Source organism: Jiella pacifica (assembly GCF_010500815.1).
GTDB lineage: Bacteria > Pseudomonadota > Alphaproteobacteria > Rhizobiales > Rhizobiaceae > Jiella > Jiella pacifica.
Window position 1 is genome coordinate 57,440 of sequence record NZ_JAAAMG010000024.1, and the last position, 23,630, is coordinate 81,069.

Genomic DNA, 23,630 nt, shown 5'->3' on the forward strand with positions numbered 1-23,630 from the left:
CAAAATTGAAGACTTGCAAGAAGCCGAAAGACCAGGCCGGATCAAGCCGTCATGGATGCTTCATGGACGACCCTCGTCACCGGGCTTGGGACGGGAAGCGCCGCCGGCGGAGCAGCCTCGGCAACCGGCATGCCGCGGCCTCGGCCGCCACCTATTCCGCCGCCTCCCGGCGCTGCAGGACGCTGGCCATCGCCGCTCTCAGCGAGGCTGGTTTCAACGGCTTCGTCAGCACCTGGACGCCGAGCGCCAGCGCCTGATCGCGGACCGTAGCGGACCGATCGGCGGTGATCAGGATGGCGACGAGCCCCGGGTCGAGCCGGCGCCTGATCTCGGCGATCGCCTTGAGCCCGTCGCTGCCTTCGTCGAGATGGTAGTCGACGAGCGCCAGTTCGGGCTTGAACTCGGAGGACGAAAGCGCTGCAATCGCTTCCCCCGCGGAGACAAAGGCCTCGACCCTGCATCCCCAGCCGGACAAAAGCGCCTTCATGCCGTCGCGGATGGCGCCGTCGTTGTCGATGCAAAGCACCCGCGTCCCGTCGACGGTGAGGCCCATCGGCGTCCGCAGCGAGGCCGACGACGCCAAGGCCTCGAATTTCGGTTCGGCGAGCGGCAGGCCGACGCGGAACGAGGTGCCGCGGCCGTGGCGCGAATGCGCCGAGAGCTGGTGGTCGAGGACGCGGGCGATCCGATCGACGATCGACAGGCCGAGGCCGAGGCCGCTGGCGGTCCGGGTTCCCTCGTCGAGCCGAACGAACTCACCGTAGATCGTCTGGAGCTTGTCGTCGGGAATGCCGATGCCGCTGTCGGCGATCTCGAGGTCGACCCGGTCCGGGCCGCGTCGGCGCACACCGACGACGATCTTGCCCTGCCGCGTATATTTCACGGCGTTGGAGACGAGGTTCTGCACCAACCGGCGCAACAGGTGGCGGTCCGATCGCACCGCGACGCTGGTCTCGATGAACCGCAGCGACAGGCCCTTTTCCTCGGCGAGGGGCCTGAGATCGGTCTCGATCTGCTTGAGCAGCGGCTGCAGCTGGAACTCGCTCGGCTTGGCTTCCATGCCGCCCGCGTCGAGGCGGGAGATGTCGAGCACGGCTCCGATGATCGCCTCGACGGCTTCCAGCGAGGAGCCGATGTTGCCGGCGAGCTCGGCGCCGGGCGAGCGTCCGTGCCGTTGTTCCAGCGCCGAGGCGTAAAGACGCGCGGCGTTGAGTGGCTGCAGGATGTCGTGACCGGCGGCGGCGAGGAAGCGCGTCTTCGACAGGTTGGCGGCCTCGGCAGCGCGGCGCGCCTCGGCCAGGTCGCGATTGGCCGCCGTCAATTCGGCGGTACGGCGGCGGACCCGCTCCTCCAGCGTCTCGTTGATCTCTCTGAGAGCGGCGGCGCGGCGGACCCGTTCGGTCATGTCCGAGATCGTCGCGACGAGGCCGCCGTCCGGCATCGTGTTGACGCGCATCTCGATGGTCCGGCCGGACTGGCGCAAGGCGATCTGCCGCTGGGCGGGCGGAAGCGTCAGCTGGTCGAAGCTCGCGGCGTATTCGCCGGCGTCGATCTCGCCGTCGCGCAACAACTGGTCGAAGACGGCAGTCAGCGGTGTTCCAACCTGGCCGAATTCGGGCGGAAGACCGATCAGGTCTCGGAACTGGCGATTCCAGAAGGTCAGGCAGAAGTCGCCGTCGAAGACGGCGAGGCCCTGATCGACCTGGTCGAGCGCGATACGCAGGAGATCACGGTTGTATTGGAGCGCCTCGGAGGCGTCGTCGAGAAGCTGCAGGGCCGTGCGACTGGAATCGGCATGGCGCTCGAACAACAGCGACAGGACGAGCCGGGACGATGCCGAGCCGATCGCCGAGGCGAGCAGTTGCTCGGAAAAGTTGATCGTCCTGCCGTCAGCCGTCTCTCGATCGTCGAGGCTGCCGTCGTGGCTGCTCGCAAAGGCCGAAAAGGCGCGTTCCATGCGCTGCGCGCCGAGATAGCGGGCGATGGTCGCCTTGAGGTCGGCGACGCGCACGTCGGCGCGCGTGCGCCGGCCGGGCATCGCCGTAAAACCGTCGCGATCGGCGAAGACGGCCGCCTGTATCCGCTCGAGCGGCTTGGGCGGACGGCTGAGCGAGCCAAGCACGAGCCCGCCCATATTGGCCGACAGCGACAGGACGACGCCGAAGAGCAGCGGGTCGATCCACGGGCCGGCACCACTTTGCGGTGGAGACGCCAGGGGCAGTACGTCGATGCCGAGTGTCGGCAGGAGCAGCGTCAGCGCCCAGATCGCGATGCCGGCCGAAAGCCCCGCGAGAGCGCCGCGGGCGTTGGCTCGCTTCCAGTAGAGGCCGGCGATGAGCGCCGGGGCAAGCTGGGCGATGGCGGCGAAGGAGAGCAGCCCGATCGAGGCGAGGCCGGCGCCGTCGCCGGCAGAGCGGTAGTAGACGTAGCCGAAGAAGACGATGACGAGGATCGCCGAGCGGCGAACCCGGAGAATGATCCTGGTCTCGTCGCCCGTGCTGGCGTCGCTTCGGTCCCGGCGCTTCAGCAGCCAGGGCAGCACGAGGTCGTTGGAGATCATGATGGAGAGGGCGACGCTGGCGACGATGACCATGGCGGTCGCCGCCGACAAGGCGCCGATGAATGCGACCAATCCCAAAAGGTCCGAGCCTGCCGACAGCGGCAAGGCGAGGACGTAGAGGTCGGCGTCGAACTGCGGGCCGAGCCGGATGAGACCGGCGGCGGCGATCGGCACGACGAAGACGTTGATCGCGACGAGATAGATCGGAAACAGCCAGCGCGCCCGCCGGATTTCGCTGCGGGTGCGGTTTTCCACGACGGTCATGTGGAACTGTCGCGGCAGCAGCAGAATGGCGAGCGCCGACAGCCCGAAGCTGGCGAAGAAGGATCCGCCGAAGGGGGTGGCGAAGGCGGTCTCGACGGCGAGGCTCGCCGTGGCGGCGTGCCAGAGGTCGGCGGGATCGAACAGGATGAAGGTCGCCCAGATGCCGACGGCGAGGAAGGCGCCGAGCTTGATCAGCGACTCCATGGCGACGGCGAGGACCAGCCCGTCCTGATGCTCGGTCGCGTCGGCATGGCGCGTGCCGAAAAGGATGGCGAACAGCCCGAGGACGGTGGCGATCAGGAGCGCGAGGTCGCCGAACAGCGGCGGGACGTCGAGATTGGGCCGGTAATGGAAGACGAGGGTGGCGACGCTGGTGGAAATCGCTTTCAGCTGCAGGGAAATGTAGGGCACCGTGCCGACCAGCGCGATGACGGTGGCGAGCGCCGCGACGGCCGGGCTCTTGCCGTAGCGCGAGCCGATGAAATCGGCGACGGTGGTGATCTTCTCGGCTTTCGCGTGCCGGACGATCCGCTCGATGAAGCCGGGGGCCAGCAGGAAGACCAGGATCGGGCCGAGATAGATCGCCAGGAACGCGAAACCCTCGCGGGCGGCGACGCCGACGGAGCCGAGAAACGTCCATGACGTGCAGTAGACCGCGAGCGAAAGTGCGTAAACGGCCGGGCGGCTCGCCTCGGCCGGACGGGCCGCGGCGCGCCGGTCGCCCCACCAGGCGACAGCGAAGAGCAGGAGCAGATAGGCGATCGCCACGAGGGCGACGAGACCACTGTGCAAACGCGACCCTTCCGGCAAGCCGCCGCAGAGGCGGCGGCATCGGCCTTTCCTCGACATCGCCACAGCCTGGAGGCGAGCGCAAGGCCGGGGCTGTGGGCGGATGTGGTGCCGGCGATTTGATTGACTTCGAGCCTGCCATGGCCGATCTGCGGAAAAGACGCACCGTTGGAGGACATGAATGCCTGAAATGATCGAAGTTCACGGCCTGAAGGTCGCAGACGTTCTGAAGCGTTTCGTGGATGAGGAGGCTCTGCCCGGCACCGGAATCGAGGCGGAAGCCTTCTGGTCGTCCTTTTCCGAGATCCTGAATTCGCTTGCGCCGCAGAACCGTTCACTTTTGGCCGAGCGCGAAAAGCTGCAGAGCGCCATCGACGAATGGCATCGCGAGCGCCGCGGCAAGTCGATCGACATGAAGGAATACCAGGCCTTCCTTCGCGAGATCGGCTATCTCGTGCCCGAAGGGCCGGAGTTCCGGATCGAAACCGCCAATGTCGATCCGGAGATCGCCTTGATCCCGGGCCCGCAGCTCGTCGTCCCGCTGATGAACGCCCGCTACACGCTGAACGCGGCGAACGCGCGCTGGGGCTCGCTCTACGATGCGCTCTACGGCACCGACGCCATGGGCGACGCGCCGGAGGGCAAGGGCTACGACCGGGCCCGCGGGGCCCGCGTCGTCTCCTGGGCGAAGAGTTTCCTCGACGGCGTCGCGCCGCTCGACCGGATCTCCCACATCGACGTCGAGGCCTACTCCGTCGACGGCGAGACGCTGCTTGCGACCTATGCCGGGGATAAGAAGGCGCGGCTGAAGAATCCGCTGGCCTTCGCCGGCTATCGCGGCGACCCGGCCTCGCCCTCGGCCGTCCTGTTCAAGCACAACGGCCTGCACGCCGAAGTCTCGATCGATCCCGAGCACCGGATCGGCAAGAACGACCGATCGAAGGTCGCCGACGTCCTGATGGAATCGGCGGTCACGGCGATCTGCGATTGCGAGGATTCGATCGCCGCGGTCGATGCCGAGGACAAGACGGCGGTCTACCGGAACTGGCTCGGTCTGATGAAGGGCGACCTCTCGGAAGAATTTCAGAAGGGCGGCCAGACTGTCACCCGCCGTCTCAATCCCGACCGCGACTATCTCGGCGCGAATGCGACGCCCTTCACGCTGCCGGGCCGGTCGCTGCTTTTGATCCGCAACGTCGGTCACCTGATGACCAATCCGGCGATCCGGCTTCAAGACGGGTCCGACGTGCCGGAAGGCATCATGGACGCGATGATCACGTCGATGATCGCCATTCATGATCTCAAGAAGACCGGCGGCATTCGCAATTCCCGCGCCCGCTCCGTCTACATCGTCAAGCCGAAGATGCATGGGCCGGACGAGGTCGCATTTGCGTCGGAGATCTTCACCAGGGTCGAGGACGCGCTCGGGCTCGACCGCTACACGCTGAAGATGGGCATCATGGACGAGGAGCGCCGCACGACGGTCAACCTCAAGGAGTGCATCCGTGCGGCGAAGCACCGGGTGTTCTTCATCAACACCGGCTTCCTCGACCGCACCGGCGACGAGATCCACACCTCGATGGAAGCCGGGCCGATGGTCCGCAAGACCGTGATGAAGGACCGTACCTGGATCGGCGCCTACGAGGACTGGAACGTCGACGTCGGGCTGGCCTGCGGCTTCCGCGGCAAGGCGCAGATCGGCAAGGGCATGTGGGCGGCGCCGGCCAAGATGCACGACATGCTCGCCCAGAAGGTCGGCCATCCGCAGGCCGGCGCCAACTGCGCCTGGGTGCCGAGCCCGACGGCGGCGACGCTGCACGCGACCCACTATCACCGCGTCGACGTCCTGGCATGGCAGGAGGCGATCGCCGCCAAGGGGCGGCGGGCGCTCCTCGCCGACATTCTCACCATTCCGCTCGCCAATCGCGCGAACTGGCCGGAGGAGCAGATCAAGGCCGAGATCCGCAACAACGCGCAAGGGATCCTCGGCTACGTCGTGCGCTGGATCGACCAGGGCATCGGCTGCTCGACGGTCCCCGACATCAACGACGTCGGGTTGATGGAGGACCGCGCCACCTGCCGCATTTCCTCCCAACATCTCGCCAACTGGCTTCACCACGGCGTTGTCTCCAAGGCCGAGGTGATGGAGGCGATGAAGGAGATGGCGGCGAAGGTCGACGCACAGAACGCCGCCGATCCGAGTTACGAGAAGATGGCGGGCCGTTTCGACGAGTCCATCGCCTTCCAGGCGGTCTGCGACCTCGTCTTCGAGGGACGGGTGCAACCCTCGGGGTACACGGAGCCCATTCTCCATCGCCGCCGGCTCGAGAAGAAGGCGCGCTGAGGGGCCACCCGCTTCCGGTGGGATCTTCGAACAAGTGATGATCACGAGCAGCCAGTACCGGCCGACCGGTATGGCTGCTCGTTTCGTTTCCCGCGAAATCCCATTTCAGTACAGTTATATGCTTAAATGGTTGCATTAATATTCGACCGGTTTTGTCATGTTTTGAATCGGAAAATCGTGTGTCATTTCGACGCATTGCGACGCAGTGCTGATTGAAAAATTATGCATACCACATGAATCGGGTGTATGCTTTTCATAGTACTCCTGATTTGGAACACAGTTCCTCGTGACGTCGCGTCGCTTACGGAAAATGACTGAAAGTTGGTAGATGCCAAAACTCACCTCAAGCAATCCGCTCGGTTTCCTTCTTGTCGACGTGGCGCGTCTGTTTCGTCAGGATTTCGAACGTGCGGTGGTCGAAGCGGGGCTCTCGCTCACACCGGGTGAGATCCGCGCGCTCATCTACGTGTGGCGGTTCGAGGGGTCGCGGCAGGCCGTCTTGGCCGAACGCATGGGCGTCGAGCCGATGACCATGTCGGCCTATCTCGATAGGCTCGAAAATCGCAGCCTGATCGTCCGCACCGTGGACAAGAACGATCGTCGGGCCAAGGTCGTGAACACCACCCAGGCGGCGGCAGACGTCTTCGAGGAGATCCGGCCGATCGCCGGCGCGATGTACGAACGGCTGACCGCCGGCTTCAGCGACGAGGAGCGTGAAGCGATATCCCAGCTGCTGACGAGGATCAGGCGGAACCTGACGAGCGACCCGCAGATCCTGGCAGACGATCCGGCGGTCGTGCCCAACCGCGAGGGTCGGGCGGCAGAATGGATATTCCGTACCGCCTGAAGCGACCGCTGCGACAACGGTTCGGCCATTTCGGCGAAGTGTCTCGCTTTCCGGAGGCGGAAGAAGTTTATAAGGGTGGGTGAGAAACCTCGTCCGAACGGATTTCCTATTGGCTTCCCCCGCTTCAACGGCCGTCGGCATGTCCGAGGGCCGCACATCGATCATCGGCGGTTGCCTCGTCGCCATCGGGCCGATCTCGCTGGCGCTCTACACGCCGGCGATGCCGACCCTCGTGGCCGAGTTCGCGACGACCGACGGGCTCGTGAAGCTCTCGCTGGCGCTCTACTTTGCCGGCTTCGCCTTCACCCAGCTGATTTGCGGCCCGTTTTCGGACGCCTACGGCCGGCGGGTCACCACCATCGCCTTCATGGTGATCTATCTGGCGGGCTCGTTGCTTGCCGTGTACGCGCCATCGATCTCCGTATTGATCGCGGCGCGACTTCTCCAGGGGATCGGCGCGTCGGTCGGCGTCGCCACGGCCCGGGCAATCGTCCGAGATCAGTTCACCGGCGAGACATCGTCGCGAATCATGAACACGATCGGCATCATCCTGGCGATCGGGCCGGCCGTCTCGCCGACCATCGGCGGGCTGATGCTGGACGTCGCCGGCTGGCACTCGCTGTTTCTGATGATGGCCGGTTTCGGGCTCGCCGTGATCGGCGTCACCATTGGCTTCATGCGTGAGACGATCATGCCCGATCCGTCCCGCATCCGCCCGAAGGCGATCCTTGCCGCCTATGGTGAACTGACCTCGAACCGACATTTTCTGGCAACCAGCCTCACCGTCGCCGGTTCGGTCGGCGCGCTCTATACGCTCGCGACGGTGTTGCCCTTCGTGCTCATCGACGTGGCGGGGCTGACCCCGACGGAATACGGCATCGGCATGCTGGCCCAGTCGGGCAGCTTCTTCGCCGGCTCGGTGGCGGCGAGATTTCTGATGGCCCGCTTCGGCGCCTATCGGCTCGTTCCCTTCGGCCTCGGCCTCATCGGCATCGGCGCGACGGCCATGGTGCTGTCGATTGCCATCTTAGACGTCAGCTACGTCTCGATCATGGGGCCCGTCGCCTTCTATGCCTTCGGCATCGCGCTCGTGATGCCGGCGATGACCACGGCTTCGCTCGCGCCGTTCCCGCACATGGCCGGGGCTGCGGCGGCGATGATGGGCTTCATCCAGATGGGTTCGGGCCTTCTCGGCGGGGCGATATGCGCACTGATCGGCGAGCCGGTGCTGGCGACGCAGATCGTCATTCCCGGCCTCGGCTTCGTCGCCATCGCCGCCTATCTCGTCTATCGCAGCCATCCCCATCTTGCCGAGCCCGAACCACGGCCGGAAATCCCGGCGCCGCCGATGCCGCGCGAAGGTCGGGGCGGGGGAGCCGCGGAATAGGCACTTCGGGGGGCGGAAGGCCGGTCGCGCTCTCGCCATTCTGACGCTAAAGAGTCTCGCCACGGGCTGGCCTGCATCGGGGCGGCGAGAATTTCGACAGGAGGCCGCCATGGTGCCAACGCCGGATCGTTTGCGGGTCGCCGTCCTCTACGGAGGGCGATCGGCCGAACATGAAGTTTCGCTTCGCTCGGCGGCCAACGTCCTGGCTGCCCTCGACCCGGCGAAATACGACGTCGTCCCCGTGTTCGTCGGCCGCGAGGGTCGGTGGCTGCTGGCGAAAGACGACGGAGGCGACATCGAGGCACCGGAGACCGGAGCCGAACTCTGCCTGCTCGCCGGCGGGCGAGGCCGGGCGGTTGCACTGTCGAGCGACGGCAGCGCATCGCCTTTGCCAAAAATCGACGTGGTCTTTCCCGTGCTCCACGGCCTTCCCGGCGAGGATGGTGCGGTCCAGGGGCTCTGCGAGGTGGCGATGGTGCCGCTTGCCGGATGCGGTATCCTCGGCTCGGCAACGGCCCTCGACAAGGACGTCGCCAAGCGGCTTTTGCGGGAAGCGGGCATCCCCGTCGCCCGGTCCGTGACGATCAGGGCGGAGGCACCGCCGCGATTTGCCGAGCTCGAGGCCGCGCTCGGCCTTCCGATCTTTCTCAAGCCGGCGCGGCAGGGCTCTTCGGTCGGCGTGCGCAAGGTCGAAGCCAGCCAGGAGTACGCCGGCGCGCTCGAGGAAGGCTTTCGCCACGATCGCAAGCTCCTCGCCGAGGAATTCGTCGCCGGCCGGGAAATCGAGCTCGCCGTCCTGGAAAACCCGGACGGCAGCCTCACCGTCTCGCGCCCCGGCGAGATCGTGCCGGCGCAGAGCCACGGCTTCTACAGCTACGAGGCCAAATATCTCGACGCGACCGGCGCGCTCCTGATCGTTCCGGCCGATCTGCCGGAAGAGGTCGAGGCGCGGCTGAAGGATCTCGCGGCGCGAGCCTTCCGCGCGGTCGGATGCGACGGGATGGCGCGGGTCGACTTCTTCGTCACCGCCGAGATGCAGATGCTCGTCAACGAGCTGAACACCATCCCCGGATTCACCGACATCAGCATGTATTCCAAGGTGATGGCAGCGAGTGGCGTTCCTTATGCCGAAGTCATCGACCGGCTGATCGCCCATGGGTTGGCGAGGGCAGAAGCAGCGTTCGGGGGCTGATCGGAGGCATCGGCAGGACCGCCCATTCTTCTCTGGCACCCGGCGCGTCGGCATCGCCTGCGGGCGTTGCCACGAGGTTTCGTCCCCGCGATGTGGCGGGATCGCGAGAAAAGTCCTGCCTTCTCCCCCCGAAACGCGAATTCCTGAAGTGGTTTATGATCCAATACCCGGCACCCGACCTATATAGGGAGGACTTTAGGGACGACGGCGGACGATAAGGCATCCAGAGAGCGAATGAAAAAGCGAAAGCATCGGCAGCAGGTGGCGGCCTTACCCTACTGGACCAATCCGGATGGCAAGCTGGAACTGCTCCTCATCACGTCCCGGGACACGGGCCGCTGGGTGCTACCGAAAGGCTGGCCGATGAAGGGGCGCCGACCCCATGAAGCCGCGCGGATCGAGGCGTTCGAAGAGGCCGGTATCGACGGAAAGATCGGCAAGAAGGCGGTCGGCGAGTACCACTACGACAAGGACGGCGAACTTCCCTGCCGAGTCCGCGTCTATCCGTTGTCCGTCGCCGCTCTGCGCGAAGAATGGCCGGAAATGGCCCAGCGGCGGCGCGAATGGCACTGCCCCGCCAAAGCGGCGGAACTGGTCGACGAGCGTGATCTCAAGGCGCTGCTGCGCTCGACCCCGGCGATCCTCGATCTCTCCAGCGGTCGCAAGGACTGATTCCGGCGAGGCGGCAGGGCCCCACGATCGCGGCAGGCCATCGCAAGCATCTCTTCCCGGATGCCCAGCTGAAGCGGATGAAATCTGCAATTATTGGTTCGTTAGCAGTACGAAGTTACCCTGCGGCTGATCTGCAGTTCGCAGATCGAGGCGGGCGCGACCCCGTCGTTCCAGATACCGCCTTGCCGTGCAGGGCGAAGGGGTGCACTGCCAGGGAGCATGCCATGACTTCCGTCGCGTCCACGAACAGCGCCGCCGTGCTGATCCTGCAGCAGGCAAGCCCTTCCACCACGGCCGCAACGGCCGGCGATCAGGCTTCCGCCCCGGACGCCATCCTGGCGGCTGCGACGGGTGTCTCCGGCGAGACCGGTGGCGTCCGGCTCCAGGCTTCCTCCTCCATCAACAACGGACTGTGGGATGGGAAGCAAAAGCAGGACGGGGTCGTTCAGGCCGCTCTCGATTATCTCGACTCCGACCTGTTCCAGTCCAGCGACCCGCAGGTCAAGGACACGCTGAAGAAGCTGATCGCGGAAAACGGCGAGGAATTTGCCGCCAAGGTCCAGGCCGAGCAGAGCAAGAATGCCGGAATCACCTTGGAGAACGCGATCGTCAACGCGATCGGCACCACCATCCGCGACAATCGCGGAGAGTTTTCCGCGGGCGAATTCGTCGTCGGCTTCAAGTTTACCGGCGGCGGCATGATCGAGAACATCGCCGACATCAATGGTAACAGCACCTACCAGTCGATGATGGACGACTTCCATACGGCGCACGCCGCGCTCCTCAGCGCGAGGCAGAGCGGTGAGACGGGTCTTTGGTCCGATGCCGGATCGCCCCCTGCCGAGGCCGCATTCAGCGCATGGACCGACGAATGGCTCACGAGGTTCGGGTTCGACCTGCCTGAGTGATCGCCCGGTCGTCCGACTGATCCCGGCCTGCGCACCAGGCCAGGCGAGCCCCTGCCGCTGATGCCGGGGGCTGGTTCCGATGGACGGCGCGCCCCGCTGGCGGGGCGGTCGGTCGCCAAAGCTCGGTGTCCGGGGAAGACGGCGGGAGGGGAAGTCGCCGCCGAGGCGGCCACTTCTGCGCTCGACTATGCCGCCATAACCATCTGCGACAGCTCTTCCAGCGCGAATCGTCCCGTCGGCGCGATGACCCCGAAAGTCCCGTCCAGTGCCCCTTCGGTAAGTTCCAACGCCAGCAGGCGCCGCGGCTCGAACGGGCCCGGCATCGAAAGCGCCCCGGTCTTGTCCGCGGAGAAGCCGAAGCGAACGTAATATTCCGGATCGCCGACGAGGATGATCGCGCCGTGGCCGAGCCTTGCCGCTTCGGCGATGGCGCAGCGCATTAACAGGCTGCCGAGGCCGGTGCCCTGGCTCTCCGGGGAAACGGCGAGAGGGCCGAGGAGGAGCGCAGGAACGCCGGCGCCGTCCTTCGTGCCGGCCGAAACGTTCCACAGACGCACGGTGCCGACCAGCGAACCGTCCGGGCTGAGGGCCGAGAAGGCGAGCCCTTCGGCCGGCAGCCGCCCGGCGCGGATCTGCTCGGAGGATTTGCGGGTGCGGCCGGGGCCCATGGCTGCGTCGAGGAGCGCTTCCCTGGCGGGCACATGGTCGCGCACCTCGCCGAGAATGGCGGCGAAGGGGATGGCGTCGGCAAAGGCGGACGAGGAGACGAATGCGGTCACGAAAACCTCCTGAAACTCAGAGAAGGAGGTTGAAGGAATGCGTGCCGCTTGCGGCGCGCGGGCGAAACAGCCCGGCGCCGCGCCTGTCGAAGCTTACGGCTTCGAGAGGCGGTCTGCGCCGGACCGGAAGGGCGGTCTTCGCCCTTCCCATCGTCGGAGGTTGCGGGGGTCGGTCATGGCCACCGTCAGATCACGTAGGACTTCAGCGGCTCGAAGCCGTTGAAGGCGACGGACGCATAGGTCGTCGTGTAGGCGCCGGTGCCCTCGATCAGAAGCTCGTCGCCGACGGTCAAGGAGACCGGCAGCGGGTAGGGCGTCTTTTCGTACATCACGTCGGCCGAATCGCAGGTCGGGCCGGCCAGCACGCAGGGTTCCATTTCGTCGCCGTCGCGCGGCGTGACGATCGGGTAGCGGATCGCCTCGTCCATCGTCTCGGCGAGGCCGCCGAACTTGCCGATGTCGAGGAAGACCCAGCGGTTCTCGTCGGCCTTCGACTTCTTCGAGACGAGCACGACCTCGGTCTTGATGACGCCGGCGTCGCCCACCATGCCGCGGCCCGGCTCGATGATCGTCTCCGGCAGCTGATTGCCGAAGTGCTTGGTCAGGCTGTTGAAGATCGCCTGGCCATAGGCCGAAGAGGCCGGCACGTCCTTCAGGTAGCGGGTCGGGAAGCCGCCGCCCATGTTGACGAGGGTGAGCACGATGCCCTTTTCGGCCAGGGCGTCGAAGACGAACTTGGCGTCGGCGATCGCCGCGTCCCAGGCGTTGGTGTCAGTCTGCTGCGAGCCGACATGGAAGGAGACGCCGGTGGCCTTCAGGCCGAGGCGGTTGGCCTCGGAGAGGACGTCGACGGCCATCGCCGGAACGCAGCCGAACTTGCGCGACAGCGGCCACTCGGCGCCTTCGCCATTGGTCAGCACGCGGCAGAACACGCGGGCGCCGGGCGCCGAACGGGCGATCTTCTCGACCTCTTCGACGCAGTCGACGGCGTAGAGCGACACGCCGAGCGCGTGGGCCTTGGCGACGTCGCGCTCCTTCTTGATGGTGTTGCCATAGGAGATGCGGGCGGGCGTGACGCCTGCGTTCAGCGCCATCTCGACCTCGGCGACAGAGGCGCAGTCGAAGTTCGAGCCGAGCGAGGCGAGGAGCTTGAGGATCTCCGGCGCCGGGTTGGCCTTCACCGCATAGAAGATGGCGCTGTCGGGCAGGGCGCGACGGAAGGCGCGAAAATTCTCCTCGACGACGTCGAGGTCAACGACGAGGCAAGGGCCGTCCGGACGTCGGGTGGCGAGGAAATCGGTGATGCGCTGAGTGACCATGGGTGCCTCCGAGGGACCAAAGGGGGTCGACAGGGAGCGTACGTCACCGCTCCCCCGATGGCTGAACGCCTGGCGGGAGTCACGGTTTCGCGACGCGACTTGGTCGGAAACCCGCGCAAGGACGCGAGCATTCCGCTTTCGTCTGCCATGGTTTGGAGGGCTTGAACCCGCCGCACTTCAGGCAAGGATGGTGTGCCTCTTCAGTATTCCCGGCTGTGGAGACCAGGAGAGACCAGAAAGGCCCGGACCGTCGTTGCTTCAAGGCGTCCTCGATATCGCGCGGCTCGCGAAATCGACTGGGTGTGTTACGTCCAGGTACCGTCACGGCTACCCTCGCATCTGAGGACCGTGGGACGCCCACAGGCACGTGCGACATGGGGCAAGTCGCGATGTATGACGAGTTTTTGTCATACGCAAGAGCCGCGGCGGCTCACGGTTGATTTTTTGCCGCCGGCGTTGAAGGAAGGAGAAGGGTTGCGGATTTGCGGCCACTTTCTCAAGCTTGGAGCAAGCTCGGGCCATGGACACGCTGACTCGCATGCGGGCTTTTCTCGCCGTCGTGGAAAACGAGGGCTTTTCGTCCGCCGCTCGCAAGACCGGACGCTCGAAGGCGCTTCTGTCGAAATACGTTCGCGAACTCGAAGACGAACTCGGCGTCCTCCTGATCAATCGGACGACCCGGCAGATCGCGCTCACCGCCGCCGGCGAGGTCTATGTGCGCCGCGCAGGGGTGATTCTCGCCGATCTCGAAAGCTTGAACGAGGAGGCGCGCGAGGCGACGGGCGAGGCGAAGGGACGCATCCGCGTCTCGGCCGCCCGCACTTTCGGCGACGCCGAACTCGGCCACTGCCTCGTCGATTTCGCCAAGGCCTTTCCGGACATCAGCCTCGACATCCATCTCGACGACAGTTTCGTCAATCTGGTCGAGGAGGGGTTCGACGTCGCCATCCGCATGACCCGGCTGAATGATTCGGCGATGATCGCGCGCCGGCTCGCCTCGCTCGACTTCGTCATCGTCGCGAGCCCGGATCTGGTCGCGCGGCTCGGCAAGCCCGGCCATCCGAGCGAGTTCGTCGACTATCCGGCAGTGGTCGATTCCAATTCCCGCATGTTCTCCAACTGGATGTTTCGCGATCCTGCGACCCAGGAGCAGATCTCCGTCGCCGTCTCCGGCCAGTTCACCGCCAACAGCCCCGTCACCGTGCGCGCCGCGGCGCTCGCCGGCCTCGGCTTCGCGCTCAGCCCCTCCTTCGTCGTTCGCGCCGATCTCGAAGCTGGCCGGCTCGTCACCGTCCTCGACGAATACATGTCCAGCGAAGCCGGGATCTACGCGGTCTTTCCCCATCGCCGCCATCTGCCGGCGCGGGTCCGCGTCTTCGTCGACTACCTGGCGGAGTGGTTCAAGAAATGCAGCCGGCGGGCGGGCGAGACGGTGCAAAGGCCCGACAATTCGGATGCCGCGCAGGCCGACCGCGTGGCGTGAGGCCGGTCTGAGGGCGTTCTGTCCTAAGGGGAGAAAAATTGCGGCGGGGCGTTTCAAATCCTGAGGGACGTGCGAAACTCGTCTGGGGCATGAAGACCAGGAGAGAGATCCGTGATCGTCTCGACCATGCCCGTTGCACGGTGCGTCGTCCCGCTCGGCGCCATCGTTTGCTTCATCATCGCATTTGCCGGGTTCTCCGGTGCGGCCTTTGCCGAGACGCTGAAGTCCGGCCGGTTCACCGGTGTCAGCGGCCACGAGGTCTCGGGTGCCGTGACCATTGTCAGCGGCGAGGGCGGGGCCGTGATCAACTTCGGCCCCGACTTCTCCTTCGACGGCGCACCGGACCCGAAGGTTGCCTTCGGCCATGACGGCTACGATCCGAAGACTTTGATCGGGCCGCTGAAGGCGGCGAACGGCGCGCAGTCCTACGCGATGCCCGCCGGTTTCGATCCCGCCGCCTATAACGAGGTGTGGATCTGGTGCGAAGAGTTCGCCGTGCCGCGCGGCATGGCGAAGATCGAGTAGGCCGCCCAGAGCCTCGTCCACGACTTCTGCACCGAGGGAAGCGGCGGAGTTCGGTCTTCCGTCGGAGAGCAGTATTCCTGCGTTTGGTGCGACCCGTCGTCTGGTGGCGGCATGACTGGATCTTTGGCAGAGCCGTGCGGACCTGCCGACGCGGTGCTGCTCCTAATTCAGGGCGTTCGTTTCGACGGCAAGATGCCCGGATCACGGGCGCCATGCCGGATCGCGACGATGACGATCTCCGTGGCGTGGACCTCGTAGAAGAGCAGATAGGGATATGGGACGGTGGTGAGACGACGTATCCCTGGAACTTCCGTCTCTACCCCGCTGAACGGCTGGCGACCGAGCTGACCCGCCATGGTTCGGATCCTGGCGGCAACTTGTCGCGCGCCCATCGAGGAATGCGCGGATAAGTGGTCGAGAATCTCCGACAGCTCACGGAAAGCAGGTGTCGAGAAACGGACTTTCACAGACCGTGTTTCGCCCAGAGTGCCGAGATCTCGTCACTGCTGGCGAAATCTCCGCGAAGGGCCGCCTGCTGCCCTCGCAATATGGCGTCGCGATCCTCGGCATTGACCGCGACGGGTTCGACGATCTCACCCGACAGGACGAGCACCAAACGGGCGATGTCATCCTGCGCTTCGGGCGGCAACCTGCGCGCGGCTTCGACGGCTTTTTCCAAAAGATCGGTCATGCCCGACATCATGCCTCAGAACGCGGTTGCCGAAAAGCGCGATCGACGTCGGCGACGGCCGCTCGGCTTCCGGCCACGATCGACAAATGGGGGATCGATCGTCACCTGTCGGCATCACGCGCCGATCAAAGGTCGTCGAAGTCGCTTTCGGCAATTGTGCAGGTCGCGAAATCGTGGCCCAATCCCGGCCTCGACGTGCCCTTAACGGGGCGTTCAGAATCCCCGTGCCACGGTCTCGCCATGCGCCATTCTCTCGCCGCCACCGTCCTTGCCATCGCCATTTCGGCGTCCTTCGCCGCGCCGGCTTTCGCCAAGGGCGGGCCGCAGGAGACCGTCTTCGACGCTGGCGGCGATCCCGGCACGATCGTCATCAAGACCTCGGAGCGCAAGCTCTATCTTCTCACCGGCAACGGCCGCGCCCTGCAATACGACATCGCCGTCGGCAAGCCGAGCGAACAGTGGTTCGGCCGGAGCTGGGTGTCGATGAAGCGGCCGCGGCCGACCTGGACGCCGACGCCGGACATGCGGGCGAAAAAGCCGAGCCTGCCGCAGTCCGTCGGCCCCGGTCCGAAGAACCCGCTCGGCGAGCGGGCGATGAATCTCGGCTGGACGACCTATCGCATCCACGGCACCAATTCGCCCCGCTCGATCGGCAGTGCAGCTTCGGCCGGCTGCTTCCGCATGCGCAACGCCGACGTCAAGGACCTTTACGAGCGCGTCCATGTGGGCGCGCAGGTGATCGTCGAGCGCTGAGACGCGCGGTCCCGACGGCCGGCCCTTCCAAACTTCGGCCATTGTTTTCCGCTCTTCCATCTTCCGGGAAGAAGGGGGAATCGTCCTTGGCAAGTCGCCTGATCGGTCTGTCGATCGTTCTCGGCCTGGTTTCGGCCGCGACGTCGGCCGCGGCCCACCCGCATGTATTCGTCGAGCCGCATGTCGAGATCGTCGGCAACGCCGCGGGCCAGATGACGGCCGTGCGTAACGTCTGGCGGATGGACGAGCTGTTTTCCTCCTCGGTCGTCGTCGACTTCGACAAGAACGCCAATGGCACGCTCGATCCCGACGAACTCGACGCGGTCGGCGAGACGGTGCGCACCTCGATCGCCGAGTGGAATTTCTACACCTTCGTCGAGATGGATGGCCAGGACGCCAAGCTGGTCGCTCCGCAGAAGATGCACACGCTGTTCGAGAACGGGCAGCTGATCTTCTTCTTCGAGATGCCGCTGAAGGATCCGATCGATCTGGCGCGCCAGAAGGTCAAGGTGTCGAATTTCGACGACAGCTTCTTCGTCGCGTTCGACTTCAAGGGTGCCGAAGACTTCCAGCTGATCGACCTGCCGTCGGCCTGCGGCAAGAAGCTCTACGTCCCGGACGAGGACGAGGCGGCCAAGAACTGGATGAACACGATCGCAGGCCTTGGTACCGACGAGGCGGTGCCGCAGGACCAGGCCAACGTCTATGCCGACATCCTGGCGACGCGGCTGGAGGTTTCATGCTGATGCCGACGCCAGCGTTTCGCCCGCGGCCCGCCTCGGCCGCGATCCGACCCGTCTTCCTCGTCGCCCTCTGCCTGGCGGTTTGTTTCGCGGCAGATCCCGCCTTCGCCCGCTCCTCGATCGGGATCGGCACGTCCGACCCCGTCACCGCGCCCGGCAACGGCATCTTCTCGGCGCTGTTCATCGAGATCGCCGCCCGCCAGCGCGAGTTCTTCTCGGCGCTTCGCGAAGCGCTGATCGGGCTGAAGCGGGGCGAGGGGGCGCTTGTCTTCCTGGCCGGCCTGTCTTTTGCCTACGGCATCTTCCACGCCGCGGGACCGGGCCACGGCAAGGCGGTCATCTCCTCCTACATGCTGGCGAGTCGGGCGCAGCTGCGGCGCGGCATCGCGCTCGCCTTCGCCTCCTCGCTGCTTCAGGCCGTCAGCGCCATCCTCGTCGTCGGCGCCGGCTGGTATCTCCTGCGCGGCACCGGCATCTCGATGACCGACGCCACCGACTGGCTGGAGATCGCCTCCTACGCCATGGTGACGCTGTTCGGCTTCTATCTCCTCGCCCGCGCCGCGGCCAAGCTCGGGCGCCGCTGGCGGCTGACGGAGCGGATGTCGCGCCTGCGCTCCGGCGTCTTCGCGCCGCGGCCGAGCGCGGCAGGCGGGACCTTGGCCTTTGCGGCGCCGGCCGAGACGCGGGCGCCGACGATGCGCGCCGCCGAGGCGCTACCGGTCGGCGTCGTCTGCACCGAGACCGCGGACGACTGCGCCTGCGGCCGGGCGCACATCGCCTCGCCGGAGAGGCTGCGCGAACCGTTGACGCTGAAGACCGCCGCCGCCCTCATCGCCTCCGTCGGGCTGCGGCCCTGCGCCGGGGCGATCGTCGTCCTCACCTTCGCGCTGCTCAACCAGCTCTATCTCGGCGGTCTCGTCTCGGTGCTTGCCATGTCGCTGGGTACCGCGATCACCGTGTCGGCCCTGGCGACCCTCGCCGTCGCGACGCGTGGCGCCATCGAGCGGGCAGGGCGGCATGCCCGACGCGCCGCGCTCGTCGGCCTTGGCCTCGAAATCGTCGGAGCATTGCTCCTGACCGTCGTCGGCATCGGACTTCTCGGCGGCGCCCTGACGACGCTCTGATCGGCTTGAACGGGCGGACGCGTCGGCGTCTCGCCCGTTGGCATGAGATCGCCGATCAGCCGCGGCGATCTCGATAGCCCCGGCATGCCTCGCCGAAGGCCTCGAAAATCGCTGCCGACGGTCCGTCCGTTTCGGCCCAGAATTCCGGATGCCACTGGACGCCGAGCGCAAAGCTCTTCGCGCCCGCCACCGAAACCGCCTCGACCGTTCCATCGGGGGCGCTCGCCTCGACGCGCAGGCCGTCGCCGAGGCGATCGATCGCCTGGCGGTGCAGCGAATTCACGCGGATCGGCCCCGGCCCGACGATCGAGGCCAGCAGGCCGCCGGGCGTGATCGCCACCTCGTGGCGTGTCGCATAGCGCTCGCGCTGGTCCTCGTGGGTGATGGCGCGGTGGTCCATCCGCCCGTCGAATTCCTGGATCTCGGTCTCCAGCGTCCCGCCGAAGGCGACGTTGAGCTCCTGATGGCCGCGGCAGATGGCGAGCAGCGGCAGGCCGCGGTTGAGGCTTTCCGCGATCAGCCGGTCGGTGAGGTCGTCGCGGTCTGGATCGAACGGCTCGTAGGAGGGGCTCGGCTCGGCGCCGTAGCGCGCCGGATGGACGTTGGAGGCCGAACCGGTGGTGAGGACACCGTCGACGCGATCGAGGATCGCGGCGATGTCGAACTCGCTGGTCATCGCCGGAACGATCACCGGCACGACTCCCGCGACCCGGGCGAGCGCCTTCAGATAGGTGTCCGGGCTGGCATGCCAGCGATAGTTCTGGAAATCGCGGACGTCGGCCGGCACGGCGACGAGGGGAGGGAGAGAGGTGGACATGGCAGGCCTTCCGGATGTCGTCTTGCCACATAGCCTGTCCGCCCTGCGGAGCAAAGGTATGACGGTGCCCGGGCAGGCCGGTCGAGGCCAGCCGCTTGTTCGACGAGGCCGGCGAATACTCACCCGCAAATACCCGCCCCGATTGCCGAAGGCCGGCTTTTCATCGGCCGCCCGGAAAGTTAAACACAAAGGGTGGCGGCGATCGCGGCCGCAGTGTCCCGGCTGAGGAGAGGCCGGGGAACCGACACTTGGGAGGAGTTCTATCTTGGATCGTCGTACATTCATCACCAAAGCGGGCATCGGCGCCGGCGCTGCCGCCGCGTCCACGCTCGCCGCACCCGCCATCGCCCAGGAGAACGAGAAAATCTCCTGGCGGATGACCTCGTCTTTCCCGAAGTCGCTCGACACGATCTATGGCGGCGGCGAGACGATCGCCAAATATGTCCGCGAGGCGACCGACGGCAATTTCGACATCCAGGTCTTCGCCGCCGGCGAGATCGTTCCCGGTCTGCAGGCTGCGGACGCCGTCTCGTCCGGGACGGTCGAGATGTGTCATACGGTTCCGTATTACTACGTCGGCAAGGACGTGACCTACGCCCTCGGCGCGGCCATTCCCTTCGGCCTCAACGCCCGCCAGACCAATGCCTGGCACTATTATGGCGGCGGCATCGACCTGATGAACAAGTTCTACGCCACGCAAGGCTTCGTCGGCTTCCCCGCCGGCAATACCGGCGTCCAGATGGGCGGCTGGTACCGCAAGGAAATCAACACGCTCGACGATCTGAAGGGGCTGAAGCTGCGCATCGCCGGTCTTGCCGGCCAGATCATGTCGAAGCTCGGCGTGGTGCCGCAGCAGATTGCCGGCGGCGACATCTATCCCTCGCTCGAAAAGGGGGTCATCGACGGCGCCGAGTGGGTCGGCCCCTATGACGACGAGAAGCTCGGCTTCGTCAAGGTCGCGCCCTTCTACTACTATCCCGGCTGGTGGGAAGGCGGCCCGACCGTGGCGACCTTCATCAACAAGGAAAAGTACGATGGCCTGCCGCCGAAGTACCAGTCGCTGTTGAGAACGGCCGCCCAGGCGGCCAACAACGACATGCTCGCCTCCTACGACTACAAGAACCCGCAGGCGATCCGCCGGCTGGTCGATCAGGGCGCGCAGCTTCGCGCCTTCAGCCAGGAGATCATGCAGGCCTCGTATGACGCGGCGAAGGAGGTCTATGCGGACGTCTCCTCGAAGAACGCGCCGTTCAAGGAGATCTACGACAACCAGCTGGCCTTCAAGAAGGACGCCTATCTCTGGGCGCAGCTGTCGGAATACACCTTCGACACCTTCATGATGATCCAGCAGCGCAACGGTACCCTGTGAGAAAAGCCGTCGAAGGCGCTGCGCCGAAAGGCGCGCGCCGGACAGTTCCCGACAGCAAACGAAACGGGCCGCTCCTTTCGGGGCGGCCCGTTTCGTTGGCAGATGCCTTACAGCTCGGCGTCGGCAGCGCGAGGGCGGCGGATCGAGCCCGCGATCCGCCTGGACCCCGCTGCTCAGAACTTCACGGCGAAGCGACCGGTCGCGCCGTTGCTGTTGGCGTCGTCGCCGAAGTTGCCGCGGTAGCTGATGCCAAGGGTCGCATTCGGCGCAACCTCCACGTCGACGCCCGCCTCGACGATCGCCGCATCCTTGGCGATCGGCGCGCCGCTGACGCTGAAATCGGCGCCGGTGTCGACGAAGGAGAGCGCAACGTCCGGCTGGGTGTCGCCGAAGGCGTGGCGCCAGCCGAGGGTCGCCCGCGGCGAGACCGTCATGCCGTTCGCCTCGAAGGAGGTCGCGAGCCTGACGCCGAGGGTCGAGGCGCCCAGGTCCTGGTCGTAGCCGTCGCTCGAAAGCGCGGCGGCACCGCCGGTTTCGGTGAAGTCGTCGACGGAAAGATGCGTCCAGGAAAGGCCGGCGAAGGGCTGTGCGGCAATTCCGCCGAGCATCATGTCGTAGCTGACCTCGCCGAACAGCCGCAGGCTGTCGGCGTCGATGTCGGCGGCAAGGCTGTCGGAGAAGCCCGGGAAGACGACGGAGCGCGACGCTTCGATGTCGTGATAGGCATAGGCGCCGCCGAGGCCGACATTGAGGGCACCGAAGCTGCGTCCGCCATAGAGGGTGACCTGGTAGCTGTCGGCATCGGCGGAGCTGAGCAGGTCGTCCGCGTCGATGTCAGTATGGGCATAGCCGCCGGCGATGCCGACCGCCCAGCCGCCGATCTCGCCGTCGAGACCGGCGAGGAAGCCGCCGGTGGCGCTGTCGACGTCGGCAAGGCCGTCGCCGGAAAAGCGCGTCCAGTCGCCGTAGCCGGCGGCCCAGGCGCCGAGATTGCCGCGGCTCTCTCCGGCGACGGGAGCGCCGAAGCTCGAGAAGCGCCCGCCGGCATCGGCGGTCTCGTCGTAGGCGAGCGGCGCCACGCCGCGAGCGGCGCTCGCCCGGGCATCGAGGGCCCGCAGATGGGCCAGGACGAGGTCGTCGCTGAGAAGCCCGGAGGTGATCAGCGCGCTGCCGACCCCGCCATAGACCTCGCCCGAGGCGAGTTCGAAGGCGCGGGCGGCGTCTGCTGCCGTCGTCTGGCGCAGGAGGGCATCGAAGAGATCGCCCGAAGCTGCCTTGTCGAGCGCTTCTGCGACATTGCGGCCATTGTCCGTCTCGGCGAGGCTGGCGAAGCTCGTGCCATTGCGGTCGAGGCCGAGGGTGACGCTCGTTGCCGCATAGGTGAGGGCCGGGTCGAGGAAGACGAAGTCTTCGTCGGCCGTCAGGCCGTCGAACGTGCCGGAGACGCCGCCGCCAGCGGTCAGGATGACGTAGCTCAGGTCGGGATTGGTGAGTGTCCCGGCTTCGACGGTGCCGCAATTCGCCGCTCTGCCGGCTCGTGTTGCTTTTTCGTCAGCGGTGCATATGGTCGCGCCGGAAATCGGCTTCGCCCGATGATCGAATCCGTGCGCCGCCCGTTGGGCGGCGTCGCCTTTTCAGGGAATGAGACCATCATGGACAGACGCAAATTCATCCGCGGTGTCGCCACCGGTGCCGCCGGCGTCAGTGCGGCAGCGACGCTCGCAGCCCCGGCCATCGCCCAGGGCAATCCGAAGCTCCAGTGGCGTTGCATCTCGTCCTTCCCGAATTCTCTCCCGGCTCTCTTCGGCGCAGCCAGGTACATTGCCGACTATGTTAGGGAGATGACCGACGGCCAATTCGAGATCCAGACCTTCGCCGCCGGTGAGATCGTGCCGGGCGGCCAGGTGCTCGACGCGGTGCAGAACGGCACCGTCGAGATGGGGCATACGGCTTCGTATTACTACGTCGGCAAGGATCCGGCCTTCGCCTTCGGGACGACTGTGCCGTTCATGCTGAATGCCCGCCAGCAGAACGCCTGGTTCGACCAGGGCGGCGGCAACGAACTTCTGGACGCGTTCTTCGAAAAGCAGGGGATCTTCGCGCGGCCCGCCGGCAATACCGGCGCCCAGATGGGCGGATGGTACCGCAAGGAGATCAACTCCGTCGACGACATGAAGGGCCTGAAGATGCGCATCGCGGGTCTTGCTGGCCAGGTGATGGCCAAGCTCGGCGTGGTGCCGCAGCAGATCCCTGCCGGCGACATCTATGCGTCGCTGGAAAAGGGCACCCTCGACGCGGTGGAATTCGTCGGCCCTTATGACGACGAGAAGCTCGGCTTCGTGAAGGTCGCGCCCTACTACTACTACCCCGCCTGGTGGGAGGGCGGCGCGGCGACCCACGCGATGATCACCCTCGACAAGTGGAACGAGCTGCCGAAGCCCTATCAGGCCATCGTCAAGGCAGCCTGCGAGGCGGCCAACGGCCACATGCTGGCCACCTACGACTGGGAGAATCCCAAGGCGATCAAACGCCTCGTCGGCGCGGGCGCACAGCTCCGCCCCTTCACCCAGGAGATCATGCAGGCGAGCTTCGAGGCTTCGCAGGAGGTCATGCAGGAGATCACCGGCAAGAACGCGGAGTTCAAGAAGCTCTATGACAGCCAGACGGCGTTCCGGGCCGAAAGCTATCTCTGGGAGCAGCTGTCGGAATACAACTTCGACACCTTCATGATGATCCAGCAGCGCAGCGGCGCGCTCTGAGGACGAACGCCGCGCGTCTGCATGGTGGGAGCGCGGCGCTCGCTCGGGCCGCGGCAGGCTTGGGAGCCGATCGTTTTCGAAAGGCTTGGCGAGATCGAGACGAGCCTGTCTGGGCTCGGCCAGCGGTGCCATTTGATTGCGCTTCGGCGTTGACGGAGTGGCCCGTGACATCGACGCTTCGTCATTCTCGGGCCCCGTCCCGAGAATCCTGTGTGTTCGAATTGATGTATGGTGGGAAGCGGGAAGGAGGCCGGGAGAATCCTGGTCGTCCAGAAGACAGACCGCACCCTGGCATGGCCCCTTCC

20 protein-coding genes are annotated in these 23,630 nt (G+C 66.0%); 13 read left to right on the forward strand and 7 right to left on the reverse strand.

The features are described 5' to 3' along the window. Positions 1–151: 151 nt before the first annotated feature. On the reverse strand, positions 152–3,616 hold the full coding sequence (locus GTK09_RS22305; RefSeq protein WP_163465610.1) for a hybrid sensor histidine kinase/response regulator: 3,465 nt from the start codon (positions 3,614–3,616) through the stop codon (positions 152–154). Between the two features lie 178 nt (positions 3,617–3,794). On the opposite strand from GTK09_RS22305, the gene GTK09_RS22310 reads away from it, so the two are divergent. The 6 genes from GTK09_RS22310 to GTK09_RS22335 all read left to right on the forward strand — a co-directional run bounded on the left by GTK09_RS22310 (position 3,795) and on the right by GTK09_RS22335 (position 10,963). Continuing rightward, positions 3,795–5,957 (forward strand): malate synthase G, encoded by a 2,163-nt coding sequence (locus tag GTK09_RS22310; RefSeq protein ID WP_163465611.1) that lies wholly within the window; start codon positions 3,795–3,797, stop codon positions 5,955–5,957. Positions 5,958–6,285: 328 nt separating this feature from the next. Continuing rightward, positions 6,286–6,804, forward strand: coding sequence for a MarR family winged helix-turn-helix transcriptional regulator (locus GTK09_RS22315; protein ID WP_163465612.1), 519 nt, complete (start codon positions 6,286–6,288; stop codon positions 6,802–6,804). 139 nt (positions 6,805–6,943) lie between these two features. Then, positions 6,944–8,191, forward strand: a complete 1,248-nt coding sequence (locus tag GTK09_RS22320) for a multidrug effflux MFS transporter (protein ID WP_163465613.1) — start codon at positions 6,944–6,946, stop codon at positions 8,189–8,191. 109 nt (positions 8,192–8,300) lie between these two features. After that, a complete protein-coding gene (locus GTK09_RS22325; RefSeq protein WP_163465614.1) occupies positions 8,301–9,383 on the forward strand; it encodes a D-alanine--D-alanine ligase family protein in 1,083 nt (360 codons plus the stop codon). Between the two features lie 234 nt (positions 9,384–9,617). Further along, complete coding sequence (locus tag GTK09_RS22330; protein ID WP_163465615.1) at positions 9,618–10,055, forward strand: NUDIX hydrolase; 438 nt, start codon at positions 9,618–9,620, stop codon at positions 10,053–10,055. Positions 10,056–10,312: 257 nt separating this feature from the next. Then, positions 10,313–10,963 (forward strand): hypothetical protein, encoded by a 651-nt coding sequence (locus GTK09_RS22335; RefSeq protein ID WP_163465616.1) that lies wholly within the window; start codon positions 10,313–10,315, stop codon positions 10,961–10,963. A gap of 185 nt (positions 10,964–11,148) precedes the next feature. Here GTK09_RS22335 and GTK09_RS22340 read toward each other — a convergent pair whose 3' ends face one another. Both GTK09_RS22340 and odc2 read right to left on the reverse strand, forming a co-directional pair. Continuing rightward, entirely contained in the window at positions 11,149–11,742 is a 594-nt protein-coding gene (locus GTK09_RS22340; protein WP_376768042.1) for a GNAT family N-acetyltransferase, read from the reverse strand. Between the two features lie 185 nt (positions 11,743–11,927). Then, entirely contained in the window at positions 11,928–13,061 is a 1,134-nt protein-coding gene (odc2, locus tag GTK09_RS22345) for an ornithine/lysine decarboxylase (protein WP_163465617.1), read from the reverse strand. 520 nt (positions 13,062–13,581) lie between these two features. On the opposite strand from odc2, the gene GTK09_RS22350 reads away from it, so the two are divergent. Continuing rightward, positions 13,582–14,544: a LysR family transcriptional regulator gene (locus GTK09_RS22350; protein WP_163465618.1), complete on the forward strand. Its 963-nt coding sequence runs from the start codon at positions 13,582–13,584 to the stop codon at positions 14,542–14,544. Positions 14,545–14,655: 111 nt separating this feature from the next. Further along, entirely contained in the window at positions 14,656–15,069 is a 414-nt protein-coding gene (locus GTK09_RS22355) for a DM13 domain-containing protein (RefSeq protein ID WP_203561164.1), read from the forward strand. Between the two features lie 167 nt (positions 15,070–15,236). On the opposite strand, the gene GTK09_RS22360 is transcribed toward GTK09_RS22355, so the two are convergent. Both GTK09_RS22360 and GTK09_RS22365 read right to left on the reverse strand, forming a co-directional pair. Next, entirely contained in the window at positions 15,237–15,536 is a 300-nt protein-coding gene (locus GTK09_RS22360) for a type II toxin-antitoxin system RelE/ParE family toxin (RefSeq protein ID WP_163465619.1), read from the reverse strand. Then, positions 15,533–15,760, reverse strand: a complete 228-nt coding sequence (locus tag GTK09_RS22365; protein ID WP_163465620.1) for a hypothetical protein — start codon at positions 15,758–15,760, stop codon at positions 15,533–15,535. Before GTK09_RS22365 ends, GTK09_RS22360 begins: the two co-directional genes overlap by 4 nt. Positions 15,761–16,000: 240 nt before the next feature. Between GTK09_RS22365 and GTK09_RS22370 the strand changes: the two genes are divergently transcribed. From GTK09_RS22370 to GTK09_RS22380, 3 genes are all read left to right on the forward strand, one after another. Then, positions 16,001–16,513, forward strand: coding sequence for a L,D-transpeptidase (locus GTK09_RS22370; protein ID WP_163465621.1), 513 nt, complete (start codon positions 16,001–16,003; stop codon positions 16,511–16,513). A gap of 86 nt (positions 16,514–16,599) precedes the next feature. After that, complete coding sequence (locus tag GTK09_RS22375; RefSeq protein ID WP_163465622.1) at positions 16,600–17,259, forward strand: DUF1007 family protein; 660 nt, start codon at positions 16,600–16,602, stop codon at positions 17,257–17,259. Further along, positions 17,253–18,380, forward strand: coding sequence for a nickel/cobalt transporter (locus tag GTK09_RS22380; protein ID WP_246218066.1), 1,128 nt, complete (start codon positions 17,253–17,255; stop codon positions 18,378–18,380). The genes GTK09_RS22375 and GTK09_RS22380 overlap by 7 nt, the downstream gene beginning before the upstream one ends. A gap of 55 nt (positions 18,381–18,435) precedes the next feature. On the opposite strand, the gene GTK09_RS22385 is transcribed toward GTK09_RS22380, so the two are convergent. Beyond that, entirely contained in the window at positions 18,436–19,197 is a 762-nt protein-coding gene (locus GTK09_RS22385; RefSeq protein WP_163465623.1) for a gamma-glutamyl-gamma-aminobutyrate hydrolase family protein, read from the reverse strand. A 265-nt stretch (positions 19,198–19,462) separates the two neighbouring features. Between GTK09_RS22385 and GTK09_RS22390 the strand changes: the two genes are divergently transcribed. After that, positions 19,463–20,566, forward strand: coding sequence for a TRAP transporter substrate-binding protein (locus tag GTK09_RS22390; RefSeq protein ID WP_163465624.1), 1,104 nt, complete (start codon positions 19,463–19,465; stop codon positions 20,564–20,566). Positions 20,567–20,739: 173 nt separating this feature from the next. Here the strand turns inward: GTK09_RS22390 and GTK09_RS22395 are convergent, their stop codons facing one another. Then, entirely contained in the window at positions 20,740–22,146 is a 1,407-nt protein-coding gene (locus GTK09_RS22395) for an autotransporter outer membrane beta-barrel domain-containing protein (RefSeq protein ID WP_163465636.1), read from the reverse strand. A 72-nt stretch (positions 22,147–22,218) separates the two neighbouring features. Between GTK09_RS22395 and GTK09_RS22400 the strand changes: the two genes are divergently transcribed. Beyond that, a complete protein-coding gene (locus GTK09_RS22400) occupies positions 22,219–23,325 on the forward strand; it encodes a TRAP transporter substrate-binding protein (RefSeq protein ID WP_163465625.1) in 1,107 nt (368 codons plus the stop codon). Positions 23,326–23,630: the final 305 nt, after the last annotated feature.